The sequence below is a fragment of the Vibrio sp. 03-59-1 genome (genome assembly GCF_013114135.1).
In the GTDB taxonomy this organism is placed as follows: domain Bacteria; phylum Pseudomonadota; class Gammaproteobacteria; order Enterobacterales; family Vibrionaceae; genus Vibrio; species Vibrio cortegadensis.
Map to the genome: position 1 here is coordinate 162,567 of NZ_VTYA01000008.1, position 21,669 is coordinate 184,235.

Annotated in this window: 11 protein-coding genes and 1 CRISPR repeat array; of the genes, 2 read left to right on the forward strand and 9 right to left on the reverse strand. The window is 41.5% G+C overall.

All coding sequences use genetic code 11. The annotated features are described in order from the left end of the window. The first annotated feature begins 163 nt into the window (after positions 1–163). Positions 164–1,696 (forward strand): IS21 family transposase, encoded by a 1,533-nt coding sequence (gene istA / locus F0249_RS10435; RefSeq protein ID WP_171756618.1) that lies wholly within the window; start codon positions 164–166, stop codon positions 1,694–1,696. 10 nt (positions 1,697–1,706) lie between these two features. Beyond that, complete coding sequence (istB, locus tag F0249_RS10440; RefSeq protein ID WP_171756619.1) at positions 1,707–2,429, forward strand: IS21-like element helper ATPase IstB; 723 nt, start codon at positions 1,707–1,709, stop codon at positions 2,427–2,429. 602 nt (positions 2,430–3,031) lie between these two features. Then, a CRISPR array of direct repeats spans positions 3,032–3,480; the repeat unit is 28 nt; unit sequence TTTCCTAGCTGTCTATGCGACAGGTCAC. 129 nt (positions 3,481–3,609) lie between these two features. On the opposite strand, the gene cas6f is transcribed toward istB, so the two are convergent. From cas6f to F0249_RS10485, 9 genes are all read right to left on the reverse strand, one after another. Then, positions 3,610–4,212 carry a type I-F CRISPR-associated endoribonuclease Cas6/Csy4 gene (gene cas6f / locus F0249_RS10445; protein WP_171756620.1) on the reverse strand — a complete coding sequence of 201 codons (603 nt, stop codon included), beginning with the start codon at positions 4,210–4,212 and terminating at the stop codon, positions 3,610–3,612. Continuing rightward, positions 4,209–5,258 carry a type I-F CRISPR-associated protein Csy3 gene (gene csy3, locus F0249_RS10450; protein WP_113797695.1) on the reverse strand — a complete coding sequence of 350 codons (1,050 nt, stop codon included), beginning with the start codon at positions 5,256–5,258 and terminating at the stop codon, positions 4,209–4,211. The genes cas6f and csy3 overlap by 4 nt, the downstream gene beginning before the upstream one ends. A 6-nt stretch (positions 5,259–5,264) precedes the next feature. Then, on the reverse strand, positions 5,265–7,352 hold the full coding sequence (locus F0249_RS10455) for a type I-F CRISPR-associated protein Csy2 (protein ID WP_171756621.1): 2,088 nt from the start codon (positions 7,350–7,352) through the stop codon (positions 5,265–5,267). 2 nt (positions 7,353–7,354) lie between these two features. Beyond that, complete coding sequence (locus F0249_RS10460; protein WP_171756622.1) at positions 7,355–8,566, reverse strand: TniQ family protein; 1,212 nt, start codon at positions 8,564–8,566, stop codon at positions 7,355–7,357. Positions 8,567–8,720: 154 nt separating this feature from the next. Continuing rightward, on the reverse strand, positions 8,721–10,175 hold the full coding sequence (locus F0249_RS10465; protein WP_171756623.1) for a hypothetical protein: 1,455 nt from the start codon (positions 10,173–10,175) through the stop codon (positions 8,721–8,723). Continuing rightward, positions 10,172–15,016, reverse strand: a complete 4,845-nt coding sequence (locus tag F0249_RS10470; RefSeq protein ID WP_171756624.1) for an AAA domain-containing protein — start codon at positions 15,014–15,016, stop codon at positions 10,172–10,174. The genes F0249_RS10465 and F0249_RS10470 overlap by 4 nt, the downstream gene beginning before the upstream one ends. A 116-nt stretch (positions 15,017–15,132) precedes the next feature. Next, complete coding sequence (locus F0249_RS10475) at positions 15,133–18,753, reverse strand: DEAD/DEAH box helicase family protein (protein WP_171756625.1); 3,621 nt, start codon at positions 18,751–18,753, stop codon at positions 15,133–15,135. A gap of 48 nt (positions 18,754–18,801) precedes the next feature. Next, positions 18,802–20,022 carry a restriction endonuclease subunit S gene (locus F0249_RS10480; protein ID WP_171756626.1) on the reverse strand — a complete coding sequence of 407 codons (1,221 nt, stop codon included), beginning with the start codon at positions 20,020–20,022 and terminating at the stop codon, positions 18,802–18,804. Further along, the gene (locus tag F0249_RS10485; RefSeq protein ID WP_171756627.1) at positions 20,019–21,626 is read right to left on the reverse strand and encodes a class I SAM-dependent DNA methyltransferase; all 1,608 of its coding nucleotides are present in this window, start codon (positions 21,624–21,626) and stop codon (positions 20,019–20,021) included. The genes F0249_RS10480 and F0249_RS10485 overlap by 4 nt, the downstream gene beginning before the upstream one ends. Between the last annotated feature and the right edge of the window lie 43 nt (positions 21,627–21,669).

The window sequence follows — 21,669 nt, forward strand, 5'->3', positions numbered from 1 at the left end:
CCACCAAATCCGTTTTTAACCGACCACTCATTTCGTTTTTAATCATCCACTTTTCGGTGCATTTCCGAAATCGGTGGTCGATTTACCGAAATAAACCTCTTTTCTCTTTTAAATCAATAGGTTTAACCTGAGTCTTTCATGTTGAGAGCACTAAGGATAAATCATGCCGAAAAAGAGAATGCCAATGAATAAAATTAAGGAAATCTTACGCCTCCGATACGAGTGCAATCTTTCCAATCGACAGATCGCAGCTTGCCTCAATATTGCTCATTCCACTGTATCTCAGCATCTGTCTCGATTTAAATCGAGTGGCCTCACGTGGCCACTGGAAGAGGCTCATCATGAAAATCAAATCACCCAAGCCTTGTTTGATGGTCGCTCATCCTCTCAGCATAAAGTGATGCCTGATTTTACTCTCTGCTACTTAGAGTTAAAGCGTAAAGGGATGACCAAAGCTTTGCTTTGGGAAGAGTATTGTCATCAACATCAAGACAAAGCCTATGGGTATACGCAGTTCTGCGAACTGTATAGGCGTTGGCTAAAGACACAAAAACGCAGCATGCGCCAACTTCACCATGCTGGTGACAAGCTCTTCATTGACTACTGTGGCCCCACGATCCCTGTTGTGAATCCTGATACAGGAGAATGCCGACATGCTCAGGTATTTGTCGCCACTTTAGGGGCCTCAAATTACACCTATGTCGAGGCTAGTGAGAGCCAAGGGCTTGAACACTTCCTCATGGCTCATGTGAATGCCTTTAATCATTTTGGTGGTGCTCCGAATCTACTTGTACCTGATAACCTGAAATCTGCCGTAACGAAAGCAGACCGTCATAGCCCTATTCTCAATGAGAGCTACCGAAAACTGGCACAACATTACGGTGTAGCCGTGATGCCTGCCAGACCTTACAAGCCAAAAGATAAAGCTAAAGCTGAGAACGCAGTTCTCATCGTAGAGCGTTGGATAATGATGCGCCTTCGTCATCAAGTGTTCCATACAATGGCGGAGCTGAATCTGGCTATCCGAGAGCTGATGCATGACTTAAACCAACGAGAGATGAAGCAGCTTGGTGTCAATCGACATGACTTGTTCAACAAAGTTGACCGCCCAGCGTTAAAGCCACTGCCATCGCAACCATATGTGTATATCGAAACTAAACGAGCAACCGTCTCCCCTGATTATCACATCCAATATAAAAAGCACTTCTACTCAGTGCCACACCAACTTGTTGGGCAACAAGTTGAGCTTGAAGCAACTCACCAAATAATACGTATCTATCACAAAGGGAGCATCGTTGCTCAACACTGCACAAGCCAGAAGGAATATGCACTTTCTACCGTTCACGAGCATATGCCAAGCAACCATCAATACCAGTCATGGACATCTGAGCGCTTTATCCGCTGGGGAAAAACTATTGGGCCAGCGGCAGGCGAACTTACTCAGATACTGCTCAAACGCCCAGAGCATGAAGCATTGGGCTTTAGAAGTTGTTTTGGGTTACTAAGCCTTGCCAAAAAGCACTCAGACGCTCGGTTAGAACAAGCTTGTCGAGATGCTTTAATGGCAGGGAAGCCATACCTTAGCTTCGTCAAAAACTTATTGAAGAACCATCGTGAAGGCACACTCTCACAGCCTTCACCTGACACCCCAAACCTTAAGCACACTAATGTTCGTGGTTCCAACTACTACCACTAGGAGAAACGATATGGACGCATTAATCCAACAGTTAAAATCACTACGCCTAAGCCATGCTTCAGATGCACTGGAACAACAAAGGACACAACCCGCTACCTATGCAGAACTAGGCTTCGAAGAAAGGTTAGGACTAATCCTTGATCATGAACTGGTGAACCGAGAGCAAACCAAAATCCAACGACTTAAACGACAAGCCAAGCTGCGCCTAAGCGCTAGCGGTAATCAACTGGACTACCGCCCAGAGCGAGGCTTAAAAAGAGCAATGATGGGAGAGTTATTATCAGGCACTTATTTACAAAAACGACAGAACGTCCTGATTACAGGTGCAACAGGTGCAGGTAAAACTTATGTTGCTTGTGCGCTTGCCGAGCAGGCGTGTGAGCAACACTACCCAAGTCGTTATTATCGCCTAAATCGTTTACTTGATGACCTGAGTAGTAGCCGCCTTGATGGCAGCTATCAAAAGCTGCTACTGAGCTTGTCTAAGAAAAAACTGTTGGTTATCGATGACTGGGGAATGGAAAAACTCAGCCAAGAGCATGCAAGTAACCTTCTCGAAGTGCTAGAAGATAGATACCAAGAGTGCAGCACGATCATTATCAGCCAACTTCCTGTAAAAGAATGGCACGAGATGATCGACAACTCGACGATCGCTGATGCGATCTTAGATAGGTTGGTTCATCAAAGTCATAGAATCGAGTTACGGGGGGAATCAATGAGAAAACTGGCTTAAATCGACCACTTGGAGTAAAACTAAGGAAGAGAAAAGAGAGGCTTAAAAAGGTGGTCGATTAAAAACGAAATCAGGGGTCACGTCAGCCGAAATACGCACTAGTAATGGGAGCTGCCCTAGTCTTCTACCTACTTGGTTACCTTGACTATTAGTACTAGTGTTCACGTATCGTGAGTGAATCGGTTGGTGTTCATATTAAGATAAACAAAGATCGTAATTTCGTCAATTCAACTGATGACATGAAAGTTTCATTAGAAGACAAACTAGTAGGAACCCAGATCAGTAGACACTACACTGATTCGAAAATATAGGTCAAGCAACCTTCCGCAAAGTATGATGAGAAGATGTCCTGAATTGAAAAGGGCAGATATGAACTGTTGCAAATTTTGCAACAGTTCATCTGACGAGGAATGTTCAGAAGTTGTTAATAAGCAATGGCATGTTTTGCACATTAGCCAGTTCTATTACCAATAGCGATACGTTATGAATACTTATGGATACAAATAAGTTGCATCTAGCACAAACAAAAACCACCAAGCCGAGGCCCAGTGGTTTTAATTATTTCTGCTTGTTCAGCAGATTGGTTGCTTTCTTCCTGATCTATTCTTGGCTGTCTATGCGACAGGTCCCGATGATATGTGTCTAAAGTGGGCTTCGGCAGTTTTCCTAACTGTCTATGCGACAGGTCACCAGTCTAGATTGCCCTACCTTGAGTACTACAATTTCCTAGCTGTCTATGCGACAGGTCACTGTGTTTATGAACGATATTCCTCTAGAAGTCATTTCCTAGCTGTCTATGCGACAGGTCACTCTTCATAAATAATTGATGCTCAGTTAAGTGATTTCCTAGCTGTCTATGCGACAGGTCACCACGAGATATAACAACACCAACAGCTAATGTCTTTCCTAGCTGTCTATGCGACAGGTCACATGAGGTTAGTATATAGGATTGGGTTATTTGTTTTCCTAGCTGTCTATGCGACAGGTCACTTAATAAAAATCCGGCTACTAATCCGGCTACTTTTTCCTAGCTGTCTATGCGACAGGTCACTATTAACTATAGGCACTAACCACCTGATAGCCATCTATATTCATCACAAAAATCAAAAAATACCTTTATCTGCGTCACCGATGTAACTCTTTGTTTTTATTGCATCTAAAAGCTCTCATAGGAAAAGGGTCAACAGTGAATATCAGGAACTGTCCCTCGTTTATCTTGATTGGTCGCTAATCCATAGCTATTAAAGTTCGCTATATTACGGTCTCCAACATGTTCTTTTTGAATATGTAAGATGAAATCCTGTCTGGATGTGCCACTAGAAATTAGAACTCGATGGAAATGCTCAACTTCCCGGTCTTCATTTGCAACAGGTAATCGTGCTGTACCTGTTAGATCTGCTCTAGCCATACTTCGTTTCATCCTTCTTTTTTTAGATCCAATGAAGCTTTTCCCAATCGTCTGATTTCGGACAAATCTCACTTCAGAGATACCGTCGATAACCTCGCTTACAACTGACACGTCAAAAAGCTCTTCTTCTTTCATAACAGAAAAGTAAGGCTGAAATGATAGTCCAATCAAAAGCTCTTTATCTTCTGAAACAAAAGCGATGGTATTCCCGATCGAATCCACTCCCCAGTTCGGAAAGCTCACTCCTATTTGATTCACCGCCTGCTGATTATTGACCATAAACTTGTGCACTTGGCTGATACACCGCCCTGCTAGAAGCCCGCAGTCGGCACGATCCGGAAGGTAACGTATACAGAAGTAATACCGTTGCTTCATACTCGTCCTCGCTTAGCCTTACCACTTGAACCATTAAAGAGGCCACCCTTGGCCAAAACAGACATAATAAAATGAACTTCATTTGGGATGACGTTTGTTTTTTTCATTTGCTTCGTCCAACTCTCAGTGTTTTTAAGCAAGTGATAAAAGTCATTCTTCAATGCAACATGCCTTCTCGCAATCACATACTCTCGGTCGGCTCCATACTCATTCACCCGCAGAGGTTTATCCGCATCTTCATGCCACCAGTCATCGATTGATTGCAATGCCGCTCCTATCTTCTGGCCATGAAAGGCAGCCGTTTCTTTACCATTTTTCAGTTCTACCGTTGCCAATTGCTTGGTAGGGACCCCATCCTCTCGGCTGTCGAGATACTCTTGGCTTGGGTATATTTCATCCCCCCAACCAACAGATAACTTGGCTCGAATATCCATGTAGAAATATTCAGAACGATCAGTTAACGCTCGCGTAAGGTAAGCCGTCAATAATTCAAGGCTCTCTGTGGCTTTCTCATCCCAGCGTCCATACCAAGAAAGGTTGGTTGAATTTTCAAGCACGATTTTTTCCTTATCACTAGTCACCACTTCGATAGACAAAGATCGGCACTCTTTATTTCGCCATAGCCATGTACCTAACAGGATATTTTTTGCGTAACGATGAGCCAGTTCTTGATAACCATTAAGATCTTTATAGGTGGCAGCCAACGTCAGTAAAGCATCACGCACACTATCGTCATTGCAAACGTCAGGACTTAGTGAATTGGCGCGAATGCGAAGTGGAAAAGCACAATAAACGTCATCAACACCAGGGGTGACATAACACTCTTCAATATACTGAGGATTGGCATAAGCTAGATCTTGGGGAGCTACATTTTTAGGAGAAAAGTTATTACCTTTGTACGCTTCAGCATACCCTCCTTTTGGTGCTCGTAATCGCGTTCTATCAACACCAATAGGCCGCATTTCATCATCTTTTGATAGGTAGTAAAAATACGCCTTACCAGTAGAAAGTGAACGCACATAATTAAGTTGGCTACACAAATCCATAAGCATTTAATTCCTATAGTTTTTTATAAGAATAGTTTCGCTATTGCATTCTAGCGACCAAAAAGCACGATCAAAATAGTGACTTCGCCCACTAAATCGAACTTCAATAGGGTTTACACGCTTTGCTATACCTATCGCATTTTCTGAATAAGCGTGGAGTCCTGTTATCGTATTATCACGCTGCTTGGGGATTTCCAGCAAATGATAGCCAATTGAGACCGGAATAATGTCACTGTCGGAGGTAACCTTATCCTCAAGTTCATCAAAGTTGATAGGCTGCTGCTCACTAGGATACAACCAACGCCCGTAGGCTGGAGCGCCCTTGATGGTATGAAATAGCTCAGATTGACTTCTAAATGTTGTCAGCCAGTTAGCCTCAGATGAGATCGACGGCTGGAATAAGTAGCCTCCCGAAAAAGCAGTAGGTAACGCCGCCTTCAACTCGGTTAAGTAGTCTGACAACCTCTCGTTGCCGTTGACTCTAATTACCATATCTATCTCTAAATCGGAAAGATGCTCACTACGTATCGTTGGCCGCTTGGCATTAGAAATAGTTCGTTTAGCAGCAACTGAGTTAGGTTCGGTCAATTTTGCTGTTGGCCGAATGTTTTCACTTCTAATAAAAAAGGAAAAGCTTGAAAAATCAAACGCTGAATCACTTTCAACTAGATGATTAAACTCTCTTTGATAATGGTGCATGAATCCCCATATCGCGGTGAGTGATGGTACGCCACACAAATATGGACAACTCATTGCCACGACATCCTGAACTCGCATCGAAGACAAATAAATGTATTGCTCGCTTTGGCCGATATCATCGTCAACACTTGGCTTGCTCATTTTGTTCAGTATCCATACGATTTGAGATTTTACGACCTGTAACAACCTTGGGTGATAAGCGAACTTATGGGTAAAATTATTAGACTGGAACGCATAATGAAGTCGGTGGTTAAACTGTGTTGCAAGTGATTTAAGGTCGGATTCTGGCAACGTCAAAAAATCACGAGCTAAAGTATCACCATGCTCCGAAAGCCATTCACTTGGAGCTAAATCAGCTCGATCTCGTAACTCAATCAACGGCAACATCCACAACGCTATCTGCTTTCTTAGTAACTTGCTTTGGACATTACGCGCTTTATCTCTTTGCTTTTTAGTTTTCAGTGGTTCAGCGCCACTGAGTCTATTTAATACCTGACATATCTTATAATTCGTCACCTGATAGTCATCAAAGTAACGGCCACTTTTGTTACGGCTAGCCGCTAGATTTGCTTCCGGTGCAAGTTTGACCTCAAGCGGATAGTTCATCGCTTTCATATACCCACCGAGGCTGCCGCATAGGTTTCCAATGCTTGCTGAATTAGGCAGTGATGACGTAACAAAGCTGAACTTACCCTCTTTATCTCGCGCCCTAATTTCTAGCTCCCTCTGAACCGAATGATTCACAACAGGTGTTATGGAAATATAGTCATCACCCCACGGAAATCGTAATTGCTTACTATACGAACTCACAGCCATTGGAAAGATTGAATCAGGAACTTGGACGTTAATTGCCTTTTGCAAAACAACGAGAGATTCAACACCTAACCCAAAGCCTTGCAATAAATCCAACCAAATGGGATTGCCCTCTCGAATAAGCGTGAGAATATTCGTTGATTTTGATTGCCAACTAAAAGGATTCAATAACCACAAAACATGCCGATAGAATGCCGAGTTATGCGCCCAGCCCAAACTGGATTCAAGACTTCTTCCCGAAATAAAAACTTCATCTGTAGGTAGTGGCTTCGCAATCAAACGCTGCTCTCGCACCCGACAATCCGGAAACTTCAGGTTATGAGTGTGGAACCATTTCAATTCTGCCAGTGATGAATCGAAATCTTTTGCATTACTTAAATACTTTTTTGCACGCTCTTCATCTAACCAATCGTTACATTTATCGCCTTTATGGTGAGAGCTCAGGTTAAGTAGTACGATTAACGCGTCTTCCTCAAACCCATCAACCTCAACATCCGCAGTGTAAGGCATGAACCACTTTTTCAATACCGCCTGTTTTACAGCAGTGTCTTCAATTTCTAGTAAACCGACTAACTTTGTCATACTTACCACTCCGGTAAATAAACGCTAAAACCATCGGATTCAGAACACATCCGAGTTAACTTTGTTTCTACGATGCTCCTCAGCGTGAATGCTGATTCATGGCTGGCTATTTTAGTATGCATTCTCGGCCTGATAGCTGCTTTTATTTCCCCAAACTCGTATAACCGATACACTTCATCCGTTGCGCAGGAAAGCAATGTGGAAGCCTCTAGAGGACTTAACAACACATCTGCAATGCTTCCCTTAGATGACACGGGGTTATCCGTTACAAGCTCCGTCAGATAATGGAGCACTTCGGTAAGTACAACGTTTCTGTTTAGTTCTCGACTCGGTAAGTGGCGACAATCTTTCAGCAAGCTGCCAAAAGCTTCATTAAAGAACGTCTTTTTCCAATCTTTGATTCGAACAAGCTCTGCTTTCTCTTTCAATGCATCAAGGTCTTGTGATAATGCCTTTGGCCAAGAGCGACAATATTCCACAAATGATTCAAAGCTAATGTTATCAATATCGCCATAACGATTTACATACCAAAGTAAAAAGCCATAGCGCTCAGATAACGTCATTTCACTCTTCATCAATCCCAAGGGGGTTGAATCATTTCCTGACAACCATCGAGCGACCAAGAACTCAGCCTCTGGCGCATCTTCTACTGACGAGTTTCGGAGTTCAAAACCGCATTCACACTGGCTAATGCTCTCAGAATGTTGATATTCAAACCGTGAGTTGCATTCAGGGCAATGATGAATGAGCTTACAACCATGATGTGCACATACTTGGTGAGGAATTAAGTGCCATTGCTGCCGAATATAGGGTGCTTCGCCAATACATTTAGGGCAAATAGGAGTGAAGCGTTTACGAAGAAAAGCATAAGGGTAATCAACGCCGAAACGATGAACAGCTTTATATTCAGGAGAAAATTGAGCTTTTGAATGTGATAACGCTAGGCGCAGTACACCAAAGTTATTAAGCCTTAATTGGTTCTCAAGATGGATGAGAACACGAACTCGCATTTGGCTTGTGGTTTGAGCGTGGTAGATATTGACTCGGTTGAGCTCTAGGGGGAAAGCACCAGCCATCGCCTCATGCTGATCCATCGTGTCGAACCAGATGTCTTCGGCGAAATGAGAAAATCGCTCGTAGCCTTGCTCCAGCGATAAGCGCAACAAGAAGCTTTCGAGCGATTCGTCAGTGTAAAGTTGAATGTTCGTATTCACATGTCACCACTAAAACTTAGAGTATCTAAGTTTTAGTATTACCGTTAACCACCATAAATCAAATTAATTTAAGGGAAATTGTGATTAAACTAGGAAAAGATTTAGAGCAGAAAAAAGAACAACCTGCGAAGCTCTCAGGTTGCTCCATATCCTGTTATACTATGTCTTGTTGAAGTATTGGCATAAAGAGTTTATTCCGAACTTTTTGTTCTTCTTTCACACCTTTCTTCTCAAAAAAATCATTATATTTAGGTTGAAGCGTTGTCCAATCTAGAAGTTTGCTAGAAATTTCGGAAATAAACTTTGGTTCAAAACTCACATAACCTACAGGAAATGAAACATCACGTTGATCATCTAATTGTACATGGAACAGGCTTGCAACCATTAGGCCTGGAATAATCATAAACTCTGCATCTTCACCACCAAATCTACCTGGTAAATCCATGAGGTCAGCATCAGATAACTTCCAAAAATTATTCCTAAGAGTCATCGATTCTTGATAACTCTCACAAGTCATACCTAAAACTACTTTTGACGTTTTCTTCCTTCTATCGAAGAGACTGTAAACTTCATCTACTAATTTACTTAAGTCAGTAGTTTTCCCCCACGTTTTAGATTCAGCATTGGTAAGCCAAATCAAACCTGAATTCTCTGGTTTATCTTCAAATATAGTTTCAAGTCGACTCGTTATAATGTCTCGATTACTCTCAGTATAAAAGTTACCAAGTAGCATAAATGTATCATCATTTAGTTTTGTTAAGCCATTTTCATAATGGTTTACTAAAGCTTTAATATTGAGTGTTCTTGTGCTGTCATCCCAATACTGAACAAGAAGTGGATCATTTGATGCTTCAAGGTATTCGTTAAAACTATCATGCTGATCCTTCTTCGTATCAACTTCAATCGTAGAGTCCATAAGTGAGAACATTGCTTTATCTTCATCCCACTCATCAATAGTATTTGAAACGTACTCCATTTTTAGGGCATTAGGAAAATCCGTGTCCACAAAATATTCAACCTCTAGAGGAAGGGTTGAATCGTACCTGTCTGACACTTGGTTGATTTTATAAAGTTCTTTTACCTCAGAAAAAACATCCTCTTTCAACACTAGTTCTCTAAACAAATTGAAATTTTTGTCAAAAGCACTTTGTGCTTTACTCAGTAGATGACGATAACATTCGTCGGGTAAACTGAGTGAAATGCTAAAGTCTTGAGATCCAGAACGTTTCACATCAGTCGACAGCATTTGAAAACTGTACAATTCAAATTCAACAGCGGAGGCTTCATCAGTGACTTCAAAGAAAGTAGGTCTCAAATTCCCATCTTCTTCTGTAAACTTACTCATCGCATAGTAAGTAAGTTTTATCTTCCCATCTTCCCACTTAACCAAATTTTCTTCTTGTAGATCATCAACAATCGCCAACATTTCTTTACTCGTTAAACCAAAGTAATCCTGAATCGTCTCCAAACTCGTGGAAGTCAATGAATAAATAAGTCTGATCACAAACTCTTTAACAACTGGTAACTCACGCTTCTTACTAACGGTGTAATCCATAAAAAAAGATTTCATTGGTAAGCCAAAACAAACCTTACTTAATTGAATCTTCATTTTTTAGCCTCCAGAGATTGAGAATTTACAATCGAGTACTCTTTACCACTGTGCTCTGAAATATACTTATATACTCGACCAAACGCAGAACCTTCATTGTGATTCAGCCACATATCCGAATTACCAATTATGAACAATGCTTCCTTAGCACGAGAGAGTGCTACATTTGCTCGGTTCTCTGAAGAAACATGACCTTGACTGCCGCTGGAGTTACTTCTGACTAAAGAAACAATAACAATATCGTTCTCTTTACCTTGGTAACTATCGATCGTATCTACTTTTATTATTCCTCTTTCTAGTAACGTTCGAGCCCATGCTACGCCATTAATTTCACGAATTAGATACTTAACTTGTTCACCATACATACAAATAATGCCGATCTTAGGATCATCACCTTCTACAAGGAGAGTTTCCGCATTTTTATGGCCAAATAGCTTACTTAGAAGCTCTAATATAATTTCAGCTTCGTATCGATTGACGTAACTTTTCTTATTTGCATTCTTAGCTGTTGATTTAGACTCAAAAGACTTCCTCTTAGCTTTACTCGTATCAATCCAAGTCACTGGCGTACAGGTCTCTTCAAATAGCTCTAAATAAGCTTTTTTCGTTACGCCCCTGCCAGTCTCTAAACCACCTTCTTCTGAGTAAAAACATTCCGATACTAGGTTACCAACAGCCGGTATCATTCGATATTGAATTTTCAAAAAACGCCCTACAGTTTTTCCATAGCTGGAAACAAATGCTCTTTCAAAATCACTACGCTTGAATTCATCAGTACTAACTGTTGGTAAAATTCTTTTGGCAGCCTTGATATGCTCTTCATCAAACAAGGGAGGGAGTTGCTTATGATCTCCAACTAAAAGAACCTTACGCCCTACCTGCATTGCTATTGCAAGTTCACTTGCTGGTGATCTAGCAGCTTCATCAATAACAACTAAATCATAAATGTTCTCTTGGATTCCATAATGATTACGCCCTATACCAACACAAGTACCACACACTAAAGTCCGAGTCTTTGATAGAAAGTTTTGGAATTGAGACTGACTTGAAGCCATAACACTAAGCCACTCATTTGATATAGAAATGATGTTTTTAAACTTTGACACCAAGTCACCCGAAAAAATTTCATAGTGTCTAGATAACGCCGAATAAATAAATTCTCGATAACAATTGAGCTCAATACTGCCAAGGTTCAATTCCATACCTATTTTACGAGAAAAGAATTCAGGTAACTTTTTGTCAAACACTTCAATTTTCTTCGTCAGTGTATTTGACGTAATACTATCTGTATCTTTCATACGAGAAATAATACCATCTAGTTGCTTGCCAAATGACCTCTCAAATTCAGTAGCAATTTTCGTAAACTCTTCATCAATACCTAGTTCTCGAGCAACCCTCGTAATACGCTCCTCATATTCAGCTTTAAACCTATCTCTATAATGCTCTTGAAGTGCCTTCTCTCCAACATCATCAAGCTGCTCTGAAAGCACATGTTGATCACCAAGACGAACAATATCTATTTCAGTATCATTTCTCCCAAATAGTGACCTCACTTTCTCAGTTGCATTATTGACAGCTTCATGAGATTGACTAACTAAGAGGACCCTTCTTGCCCCATTAGAAATACAGTAATGGATGAAAGAGCCAATAAATGCCGTTTTACCCGTACCAGGGGGACCTTGAAGCAAGCTTACTGGACCATATTTATACAACCCTTTGAAAGCTTCTCTCTGCTGTTCATTTAGCCTAAAGATCACGTTTTCATCACAATCTAACTCGGTATACGCGTTTAACTCTGCATCAGTTGGTTCTGCTTGTTCAGTTGGTTTAACTGCCACTCCTGGGGAAAAGTAATCTGCAATATTACTGATAACACTTCTGTTATTTACCAAATTTTCCGTCGCTAATTTCCTTTTATTTAATGATGATGCCGTCAGTGCACCTTCAAGAACCAAGGTATCACCTAGCTCAATTCTCACTTTACCTCTGATGTTTATGGCCATCGAATTTGGACCAATATCAACGACAATTCCTACTCTTCTAAGCTCTCCATGCCTTTCTGCATATACAAAAACACGTTCTGTATTAAGGTTAAAATCTAAAGATGCGCTTTCACTAGTATATTGGAATGTATACTTATCACCTTGAATTCGCGGGTCTGTAGATATTTCAATTTTTGGGTTACTTTCGTGCTCGGTTTCAACAAGTGCTTTCCAAACATCTCTTGCGTCCGTTACTTTGGAGCCTTTTATGTTGGTTGACGCAAGTGTGCCTTGGTTAGAGTTACTTCCCTCCGAGCTTTCAACACCTTTACAAAGTTCTTGGTATACCGGACTTTCAAGTATTTCATCAAAAAACGCTTCAGAAGCTTCGCCCTCAGATTTGCAAAAATGAATCTCTCCACTTAGCTCTAGGATTGATCTTTTCTTGTTTTTGATGAAATCGTTATGTCTAATCTCATCAAAATTGGCTGAAACAACAAATTTCTTTTCTGGATGAATCAGCATGCTCAAGCGATGTTTCACACCGGTGATTCGAACAGAAACTAAATCGCCATCTTTGCCTTTGTTTATTTCTAAATCTAGGTAATATTTACCATCATCAGACAGAAGCTTTCTCTGTCTGAGTTGAAGTTTTTTATGAAAAATTTTAAAAGTATTCACCAACTTGAGAGGAGAAGGACTAATGATGCCCTCTAACTCATCATGCAGTTTTATAATTTCTTGGCTTGATATTTCAGGAAGTTCAAGCAGTTGGTTTACATATTTGCCTAGATGAGTTAGCTGTTTTGCGACTGACAATTCACTAATTATCTTCACAATAGCGTAACGGTCTATGTTTGCCTTAGAAATATTTTCATGGTTGTCAGGAGAGTAAGTAGGGGTATATCTACTCTCATCCAGCTCGATAATGTCGATAAATACCAAGCCATTGTCGTTGATAATTATATTTTCTGGGTGGATATCGCCATGATGGATGCTTGCCGAATGTAACTCAATTAGTGACGATAGCAACTGCTTGACCTTTAACGTAGGATCATCAATTGATTGTGTCTCAACAAATTGTTTCCAGGTACTGCCTTCTATCCACTCAAATTGGAAAAAGGCACAGGTCATTTGTGGGTTTAAACCATAGTCAATAATTTTAGGAAGGCACTTTATATCTGCATTTTTTCTAATGTCCAACCTATTAAAAAATGACAGCAGCTGACTATTAACTCCACCATCAGCTGATACATCACTCACCCCAAACCAAGATTTCAGACCAAATGAATCATCGATAGCTTTTAAAAAATTGAATGTGCCATCAACCTTTACTGGGCTAGTGCCTCCAAAATCAACATAGATGTTTTTTGAAGAATGATAGTTTGCTAATAGACCTAGTTTATCTTCACCGGCAGACTCACCTACATTCAATAATTTATTAAGTTCAGTAAGAGCTTCTCGAAGATCCTTAAAACGAGCAGCAGCTTCAAGCTCCAGCCCCCTTTCAAACCATTTCTCGAGTCTTTGGCATATCGAACTATCTTTAATTGGCTCCCAGAGGTAAATACCATCTTCTTTTATAGGTGGCTTACCGAATGCAATATAGTGACATGCAGCAGTAGCTAGATACACATCACGAGTAAAATGTGTACCGTCAGAATCATCGTACAACTCTTCAGGTGTCGCAATCTGGTTGTGCTGAAGGATTTTACGAATATTAGACACTGTTTTATTTTGCGGGTCTGGATAGGTTGCTGTTAGGAAATTAGACAATACGACCTTACTTGGAAGCGATACCCAGATACTGTGGTTGCCAAGGTCCCGGTGCGCCACATCAATATCATGAAGACTAGCTAAACGACTTACCAGAGCCTGAATTAGATTGAGTCTATTTTCTTCAGTCAGTTTTGTACTGTTCTTTCTAATAAATGTATCGAGACGGTCTTTTTTATTCGGCCATTCATACAATTCAACAAAATCAGAAGATAACTCGCTAGGTAAATACTCTAGTCGAAGATATGTATCTTTAAGCTCTTCATCTTGATTGGCGATATAACCAAGTACATCACTTTCTCTGTGTGCAATTAGAGATCTTTGCTCAGGTGTTCTAGCATGTTCGACGATACAAGGAGAAGTAAAGTTCCACCTGCGCATCAGCGCTTTATAATTATGATTATCAGAACGTTGGCTATGGTATTCCGAATATAGTCCATCTCTATGCTGAAATAGAGGCTGTCCTTGTAATACATAATTATTAGCAGAGTAATTTTTTGCTTTGAAGTCAGCGCTGTTATTAGAAAAGATTTTATCCCATTGCTTTAGGTTTTTGTTTGGTGCATCTTCTTTTCTAGTGATCCTCTTAGACTTATCACCAAAGTACTTGCTGTAAACTTTAGGATCACCAATGGTCGAAAACTCTTCTAGTGAAAATACATAATCCTGCTCATCCTGTGGAAGATCATATTTGGTTGCTGTTCCGCACAACACAACACAATGATCGACATAAGGTATAAACTTGTTGTTTAATCTTTCCCGTAACTTGCTCGCTAATATCTTCGCAGACCTGTTGGCCTGACTAACACCATTCGTCCGATGTTCTTCCCTACCTCCAGGAAACTGAACAACCCATTTGCGATCACGAGAAAATATCCTGCCAGACCATTTTTTAAACTCAACATTTATTATTCTATCGTGCGTTATAAGGATTAGATCACCTTCAAATTCACCACTCTGTCTCCCCCGCATCTCTAGGGATGAGTAACCTTTCCAATTGTTAGGTAAAGTCACCTCTAGCTTTTCATTCGCTTCTCTTTCGTAACCATTAATCCCTAAAGGGTCTAAACATTTTATTTCCATTCTTTGTCCTCTAAAAAGTATTACACTAGCTAACCGAGAACAAATTGGTCATTGACGTATATAAATTCTGGTTCATTGTTATAATTTGCTTATAAATTAAGTAATTCTATTTCGACCTAAGCACTCTTGCTCTCTTCAACCACAGCATTCGCATTTACTTTGCGAATCACTCCAAACAGCTCCACCACGGTCCCTTCATCGAAGAAGCCGTAGGCGCTTTCGCCGTGGTTATCTGTAAATGGTGGCTCGAAGAGTTGTGACATATCGATAATGCCGTTATTAACTAAGTAATCGATCACTTGATCGACGAATTGAATCTGTTCAGCGTTGTAAGACTCTTCATCAAGGAAACTGCTGAATGCTTCTTTGGCTGCATTCATGTCTAAACCTATGAGTTCACGGATAAACGTGCCTAGCGGCTTCTCTTGTAAGATCTTCTCACGGTAAGCTTCCACGTCACTCATACCGCTTGCATCCAGTAGTAAGCCTTCTAGGACGTCTAAATCGGCTTGAGTGATGGATTTATTGCGCTTGAGCTTTTGAATCGTTAGCTGATCTTGGTGGTCTTGAATATAGAGCTCAATTTTCTTGCGATACTGGGCTAAATCAACGCTTGGATTCTTGTACACGTTTGTCACGTCATGGACACCTTGAACTTCGTCTTCAAAGTTGGTGTACACCATCTCTTTTTTATCTTTGTCCAACGCAAACATTAGATTTCGTAACTTACGACGGATATCTTCTAGCGTCACTAAATGGATATCCTGCCAAAACTCTTGGGTCTGAATATCTTGGATAAGTTGCAGCTGCGCTTGTACTGCTGGAATCGTCGATTTCGCTTCAAGCTGCTCCGCAAACTCAACCACTCGTCCGCGGCTTGTTTCAGACAACATACCTTTCTCTAGCAGGTCCAATTGCATGGTTAACACCAAACTATCGAAACGGTGTGATAAGTGATTAAGTTGCTCATCAGAATTAAACGCTTCAGCTTCAGTTGGTAGCGCAGAGATTTGGCTCTCTAGCTCGGTAAACTTGGTATCATCAATATTGTCCCAATGCTCTCTTTCTAAGAAGGGCTCTACCGCTTGGCGCTTTGGTCTTACGATAAAGTTATCGAGATTCATGCCACTCACAAGGTGGTGCAACATGTCTAGTTGATAGCGGTTTAGCTCTGTATAGCGCTGACAATCTTCAGGGTTTTGTTCGCGAAACTCTTCATTGTTTAGCTGGTCATTGAGCAATGTACTAAGCAGAACGCGCTTCTCGAATACCTGTTGAGTCACGGGTTTTGCTACACCCACAGCTATGCCTTCGGGGTTAGCATCGAAATACTCAAAGTTCTGACAGTAATCGAAGACCTTGAACGTCTTTTTGTCGTCATTAGGACCAAAGAGGTCTTTACACAAACGTGTGCCACGGCCAATCATCTGTGTGAATTTCACTTTAGAGCGGATCACTTTGAAGAACACAAGGTTGACCACTTCCGGTACATCAATACCGGTATCCAACATATCTACAGAAATTGCGATACGGCAGGTTGGGTTCTTCGGGTCGAACTCATCAATTTTGTTTTCGTCACCACCAAATTCATCGATTAGGCTTTGGGCGTAGGTTTCTTTGAAAGTAATGACGCGTGCGAGCTTGCCTGCCCATTTCGGATAGTTCTTATTGAACATCTTCTCAAGGAAAACGGCATGATCATTATTGGCTGCAAAAACGATGGTTTTACCGATGACATCACCACCTTCAACATGGATACCACCGCGATCATCTTTACTCATTAACTGAGCAAACATTTTTTCTGCGGTATCTTCATTAAACAGAAACTTATTCACTTCTGACGGCAACACTTCGTCGCGATCTTCGAGTTCGGCTTTGTTTTCCCACTCTTCCTGCTCTTCGTCTGACAGGTCTTTATACTTCACGCCCTCACGTAAAAACTTAGTCGCAACAGAGATTTTGGTCGGTGGTACAAGGTAGCCTTGGTCATACGCTTTATCGTCTTCATAAGCGTAGGTTGGCATCCCTTTTTGTAGTTCGAAAATGCCATAAGTATCTTTTTCGACTTCATCTTTTGGTGTCGCGGTTAAGCCCACTAAGAAGCCGTCAAAATACTCAAAAATTTGGCGATACTTGGAATAGACTGAGCGGTGCGCTTCATCAACAATAATCAAATCAAAATGACCGACACCAAACGGGCGTTCATCTGAGCCACGATCCAATAGATTCTTCATTGTTGGGTAGGTAGAGAAATACAAACGGCTGTCGATGTTATTCTTGCTCTGCCCTGAATCCAAAATAGAACAACTTACACGAGGCAGTAGCTTAACGAAGTTCTTCTTAGCTTGGGTAAGCAATGCGTTACGGTCGGCAAGGAACAGAACGTTCTTAACCCAATCGTTTTTCACCAACAAATCAACAAGGCTGATCACGGTACGCGTTTTACCCGTACCCGTTGCCATTACAAATAACCCTTTACGCTCATGTTCTAGCTCAAAGTCCTGCAATAATTTGGTGATGGCTGATTTTTGATAGTGACGGTTGGTGATCTCGTTATTAATAACAAGATTGCTGTTAGGCATGCCGCATTCGAAAAAGGATTTGCGATCGGTACGACGCTTTACCATAAGCTCAAGTTCGGCCTTGGTATAAAAGCCCTGAACTTGACGCGGCGGGTAGAAATGATCATCCCACAAATGGGTATCATAGCCATTGGTGTAGAAGATAACTGGTCGCACACCACACTTTTTTTCTAAACAGTCAGCATAGAGCTTTGCTTGTTGTTGTCCGTCTTCTGCACGGCGATGAGTGCGTTTTGCTTCAACAACCGCTAACGCTGTACCGTCGTCACCCCATAGAACGTAGTCAACAAACCCATTCCCATTAGGGTTAGCTTGCGAAATTGGCATACCTGATACAGGGTATTCACGGTCTCGCTTATGTTCTAGTTTCCAGCCAGCTTCGTGTAGAAGTACATCGATAAGATAAGTTCGAGTTTCTTCCTCGTTATAGTCGTGCGCATCCGTGACTTTTTCAGCACTTTGCTTAGCTTGCTCTATCTGCTCAAGTAATGCTTGGTTTGCTGCTTTTAACGTTTCGTTCTCTTTAAGCTGCTGTAAGTAGGCTTCACGCTCGACTTTATCGTCTTGCTCTAGCTGCTTCTCTAGCTCTTTAACCCGTTTAATGCTGCTCAGAGCTTTGGTCGCAACTGTGGCATCAATTGAGACTTGTTGTGGAATAAGCGCTTCATCAAACGGTTGAACGACAAATTGGTTACGATTCAACTCTCTGTTTGCAAAGGCGGGCGTATAGGTACGAATAAACCAATACAGCACATGGTGCAGCTCTTTTACAGCTTGTAGGGCATCACGCTGTGGCAGCGTCGTTTTACTGTGTACCGCTTCGTTACCCACTTGGATCACTAGCTTGAGCTTGGGAAACAAGTGAGTTTCTAAATTTTGCTTAAAGTCCTTATCATGAATAAGCGACATTAACGTCGCATCATGACGTGGACGAGTAAGCCAATTATCAATGTCAAATACGGTTTCAACCATCAATTCCAGTGCGTTACGGGCGTAAAAGCCTGCAATACGAGGATCGGTTTTGATGTTACTTTCCGCATTTTTGGCGCGAGTTTGAATCTCGGCACAACGCGTGGTGTACACATCGTTGCCACCGTTAAGGGCAACATCCATAAAGCCGAAGTTGCTCGTTGAACCGTTAACCGTATCTGACATTGAATTTCCTTTTTACATCACAGCTCTTTAGGTAAAAGCTATTATTCGTTATAGGTTTAACTCGCCTTTGAAGGCTTTTTGCATGAGGGAATTAAAAGCTTGAACAGCAAATTTAGCTTGCTGCTGGTTATTGCTCAGCTCAACTCTTAGTTTCAGATAAATACGTTCAAATTTTTGCTGTAATTCCAAAGGAGGCAAAACTATTTGAAGAGTGTTTAACTTGCCTTTCGAGATATTCTTCATTGAACCACCAGAACCTGACGAGAGCTTACTAATTTCCTTTCGAACACCGGCTTCGCATAACTGTTGCCAAATAAATACAGGAGAAAGTGACTTCTCATCTTTCCATACAAAACGCCATAGTTTATCGGGAAGGACTAAGCCTGTATGCTCATCAAAAACCATTGTTGTCGCACCCACCAACTCTGTCGTATTAGCACGACTAAATAGCAAATCTCCCGTTTTAACAAAATGCTCACCTTGAGGCTCATAATCATTAGGTAGTGGTTTAGATTCTTTAGGTTTAAATTCACCTGATGTAACAGCGCTAATCTTTAGTACTCGATTTTTATACTCTGTATTTTGATCATCAGCAGCAACTAAGCTTTTTCCACCCAAGAATTCCTCAATAATTGCTGATAGTGGCGCTTTATCCCAGCCCTTCGGATTCGTCACCGGATCACCAAACATATCGATAAACACTGACTGAGCGAGGCTGTTTAGCTCTTGCTCCATTTGTTGACAGTCTTTACGCAGTTGGTCGGCAGTTTCTAGCACCGCTGCGATTTGCTTTTGGGTTTCTAGTGGGGGGCATTCAAGTCCAAGCAACTCTAACTTCTTTCTGGCGATTCTTTGACGGGTTGTGCCAGAAACAAACTCCAATATTTGATGATAGAAGCCAGTGGAATTGATCATGTACATCAACCAACGGTTATCAAACTCTTCAGGATCAACTCGCAATACGCAAACATCGACCACAGTAACGCACTTTTGATGACTACCGGGGAAAATACAGGCCCTTCCAATAGGGTCTGGCATTCTGGCTATCAATATGTCGCCTTCTTCTAAAAAGGTGCACCTCAACTCTATTGCTTTTTCTTCAGTCATAAAACGTGAAGATTTATCTACAAAGCGACACACACCTACATCAGCTAATTGAAGTAAGCGAACTGAACCATTAGGGTCTTGATCTTTACTCTCGATCCAATCCCCATCGACCATAAGACCTTTTTTCTTTGCAATCTGGCCAAGGGATTTAAATAAACTCACAGCAATTTCTCCAGCTCAGCTACACCCTTCGTCATCTTGTCCTGCAAGGCTTTAATACGCTTCAGGATATCTTGCGGCGCATCGTGTTGAACTTCTTCGTACACCACTTCTTTGTAGCGGTTAAGACTTAGGTCAAAGTCGTTACTGGTAATCGCATCAATAGGTACCATAAAGCTCTGCTCGGTCTTTTTGCGCGAGTATTCAGGGCTGTTGCTGTTTGGTGTGTTGTCTTCGTTAGTTAGCGTGTTAAAGCGTGCGATGATATCGGTAATATTGCTTTGCTCGTGCGTAGCTGCTTCACCGTCTTTGAAAAGCGGAGTACGCTTATCATCGAGTGAGTAACCGTCGGCCTGCATGTCGTAGAACCAAACATTATCCGTACCGCCACTGTTAGTTTTAGTGAAGATAAGAATGGCAGTACTTACCCCAGCGTAGGGCTTGAATACACCAGAAGGCAGTGAAATTACCGCTTCTAATTTCTGCTTAGATACAATTTGCTCACGAATCGCTTTATGCGCTTTAGTCGAACCAAATAGCACGCCATCAGGGATGATAACCGCCGCACGACCACCCACTTTGAGCATGCGAAGAATTAGAGCTAAGAACAGCAGTTCTGATTTCTCAGTTGGCTTTTTCTTTTTCACCTCGACTTTAATGTCGTTACCGTTTTCGTCTTTTTCAATTTTGTATGTAGGCTTAGGTTGTTTGACTACAGGGTTTTTACCTAACGCTCGCAGCAAATCTGGCGCGACAATGTCAAAATCAACAGAGCCTTTAAACGGCGGGTTTGCCAGAATAAGGTTATAGGCTTCTGAGATGTTCTCGTCACCTTGGTCTTGCAAACTGTCACGGTAATGCACGCTTGGGTTTTCAATGCCGTGCAGCAGCATGTTCATAGCACCAATGCGTAGCATGTGTTTATCAAAGTCAAAGCCAGTAAACATTTCATTGTTGAAGTGCTTGCGGTTATCAGGCTTGTTCACTTCTTTCGCATGATGTTCTTCAACATACTCCACAGCCGCCATCAAGAAGCCACAGGTGCCCGATGACGGGTCACAAATGGTGTCGCCCACTTTAGGCTGCATCAGCTCGACCATCATTTGGATGATGTTACGCGGGGTACGGAACTGACCGTTCACGCCCGACTGTTGCAATTTGCTTAACAAGTACTCGTACAGATCGCCTTTGGTGTCTTTGTCATTCATGTCGATTGCACTAAGTAAATCCACGACCTGTGACAATAACTTTGAAGATGGGATCATGAAGATCGCATCTTTCATGTGCTCGGCAAAACTGCCTTCATTTTGTAGGGACTTGATTTTAGGGAACACACGGTCGCGGACGATTTCCATCATCACGTCTGGATCTTTATCTTTGAAGCTGCTCCAACGAAGCACTTGCTCATCAGGCGAAAAGGTTGGGTTGTTCATTGGTAGACCTGTCGCTTGGCTACGACGCTCAGCCGTCTTTTGCAGTTCATCTAATCGACGAATAAATAGAAGAAAGGAGATCTGCTCGATAACGGAGATTGGGTTAGCGACGCCGCCTGTCCAAAACATTTCCCAAACTTGGTCGATTTGATTACGAATTTTACCTGTTAGCATGATGATTCTCTTTGATAAATTGTTACCTTCTTAACAAGAAGAA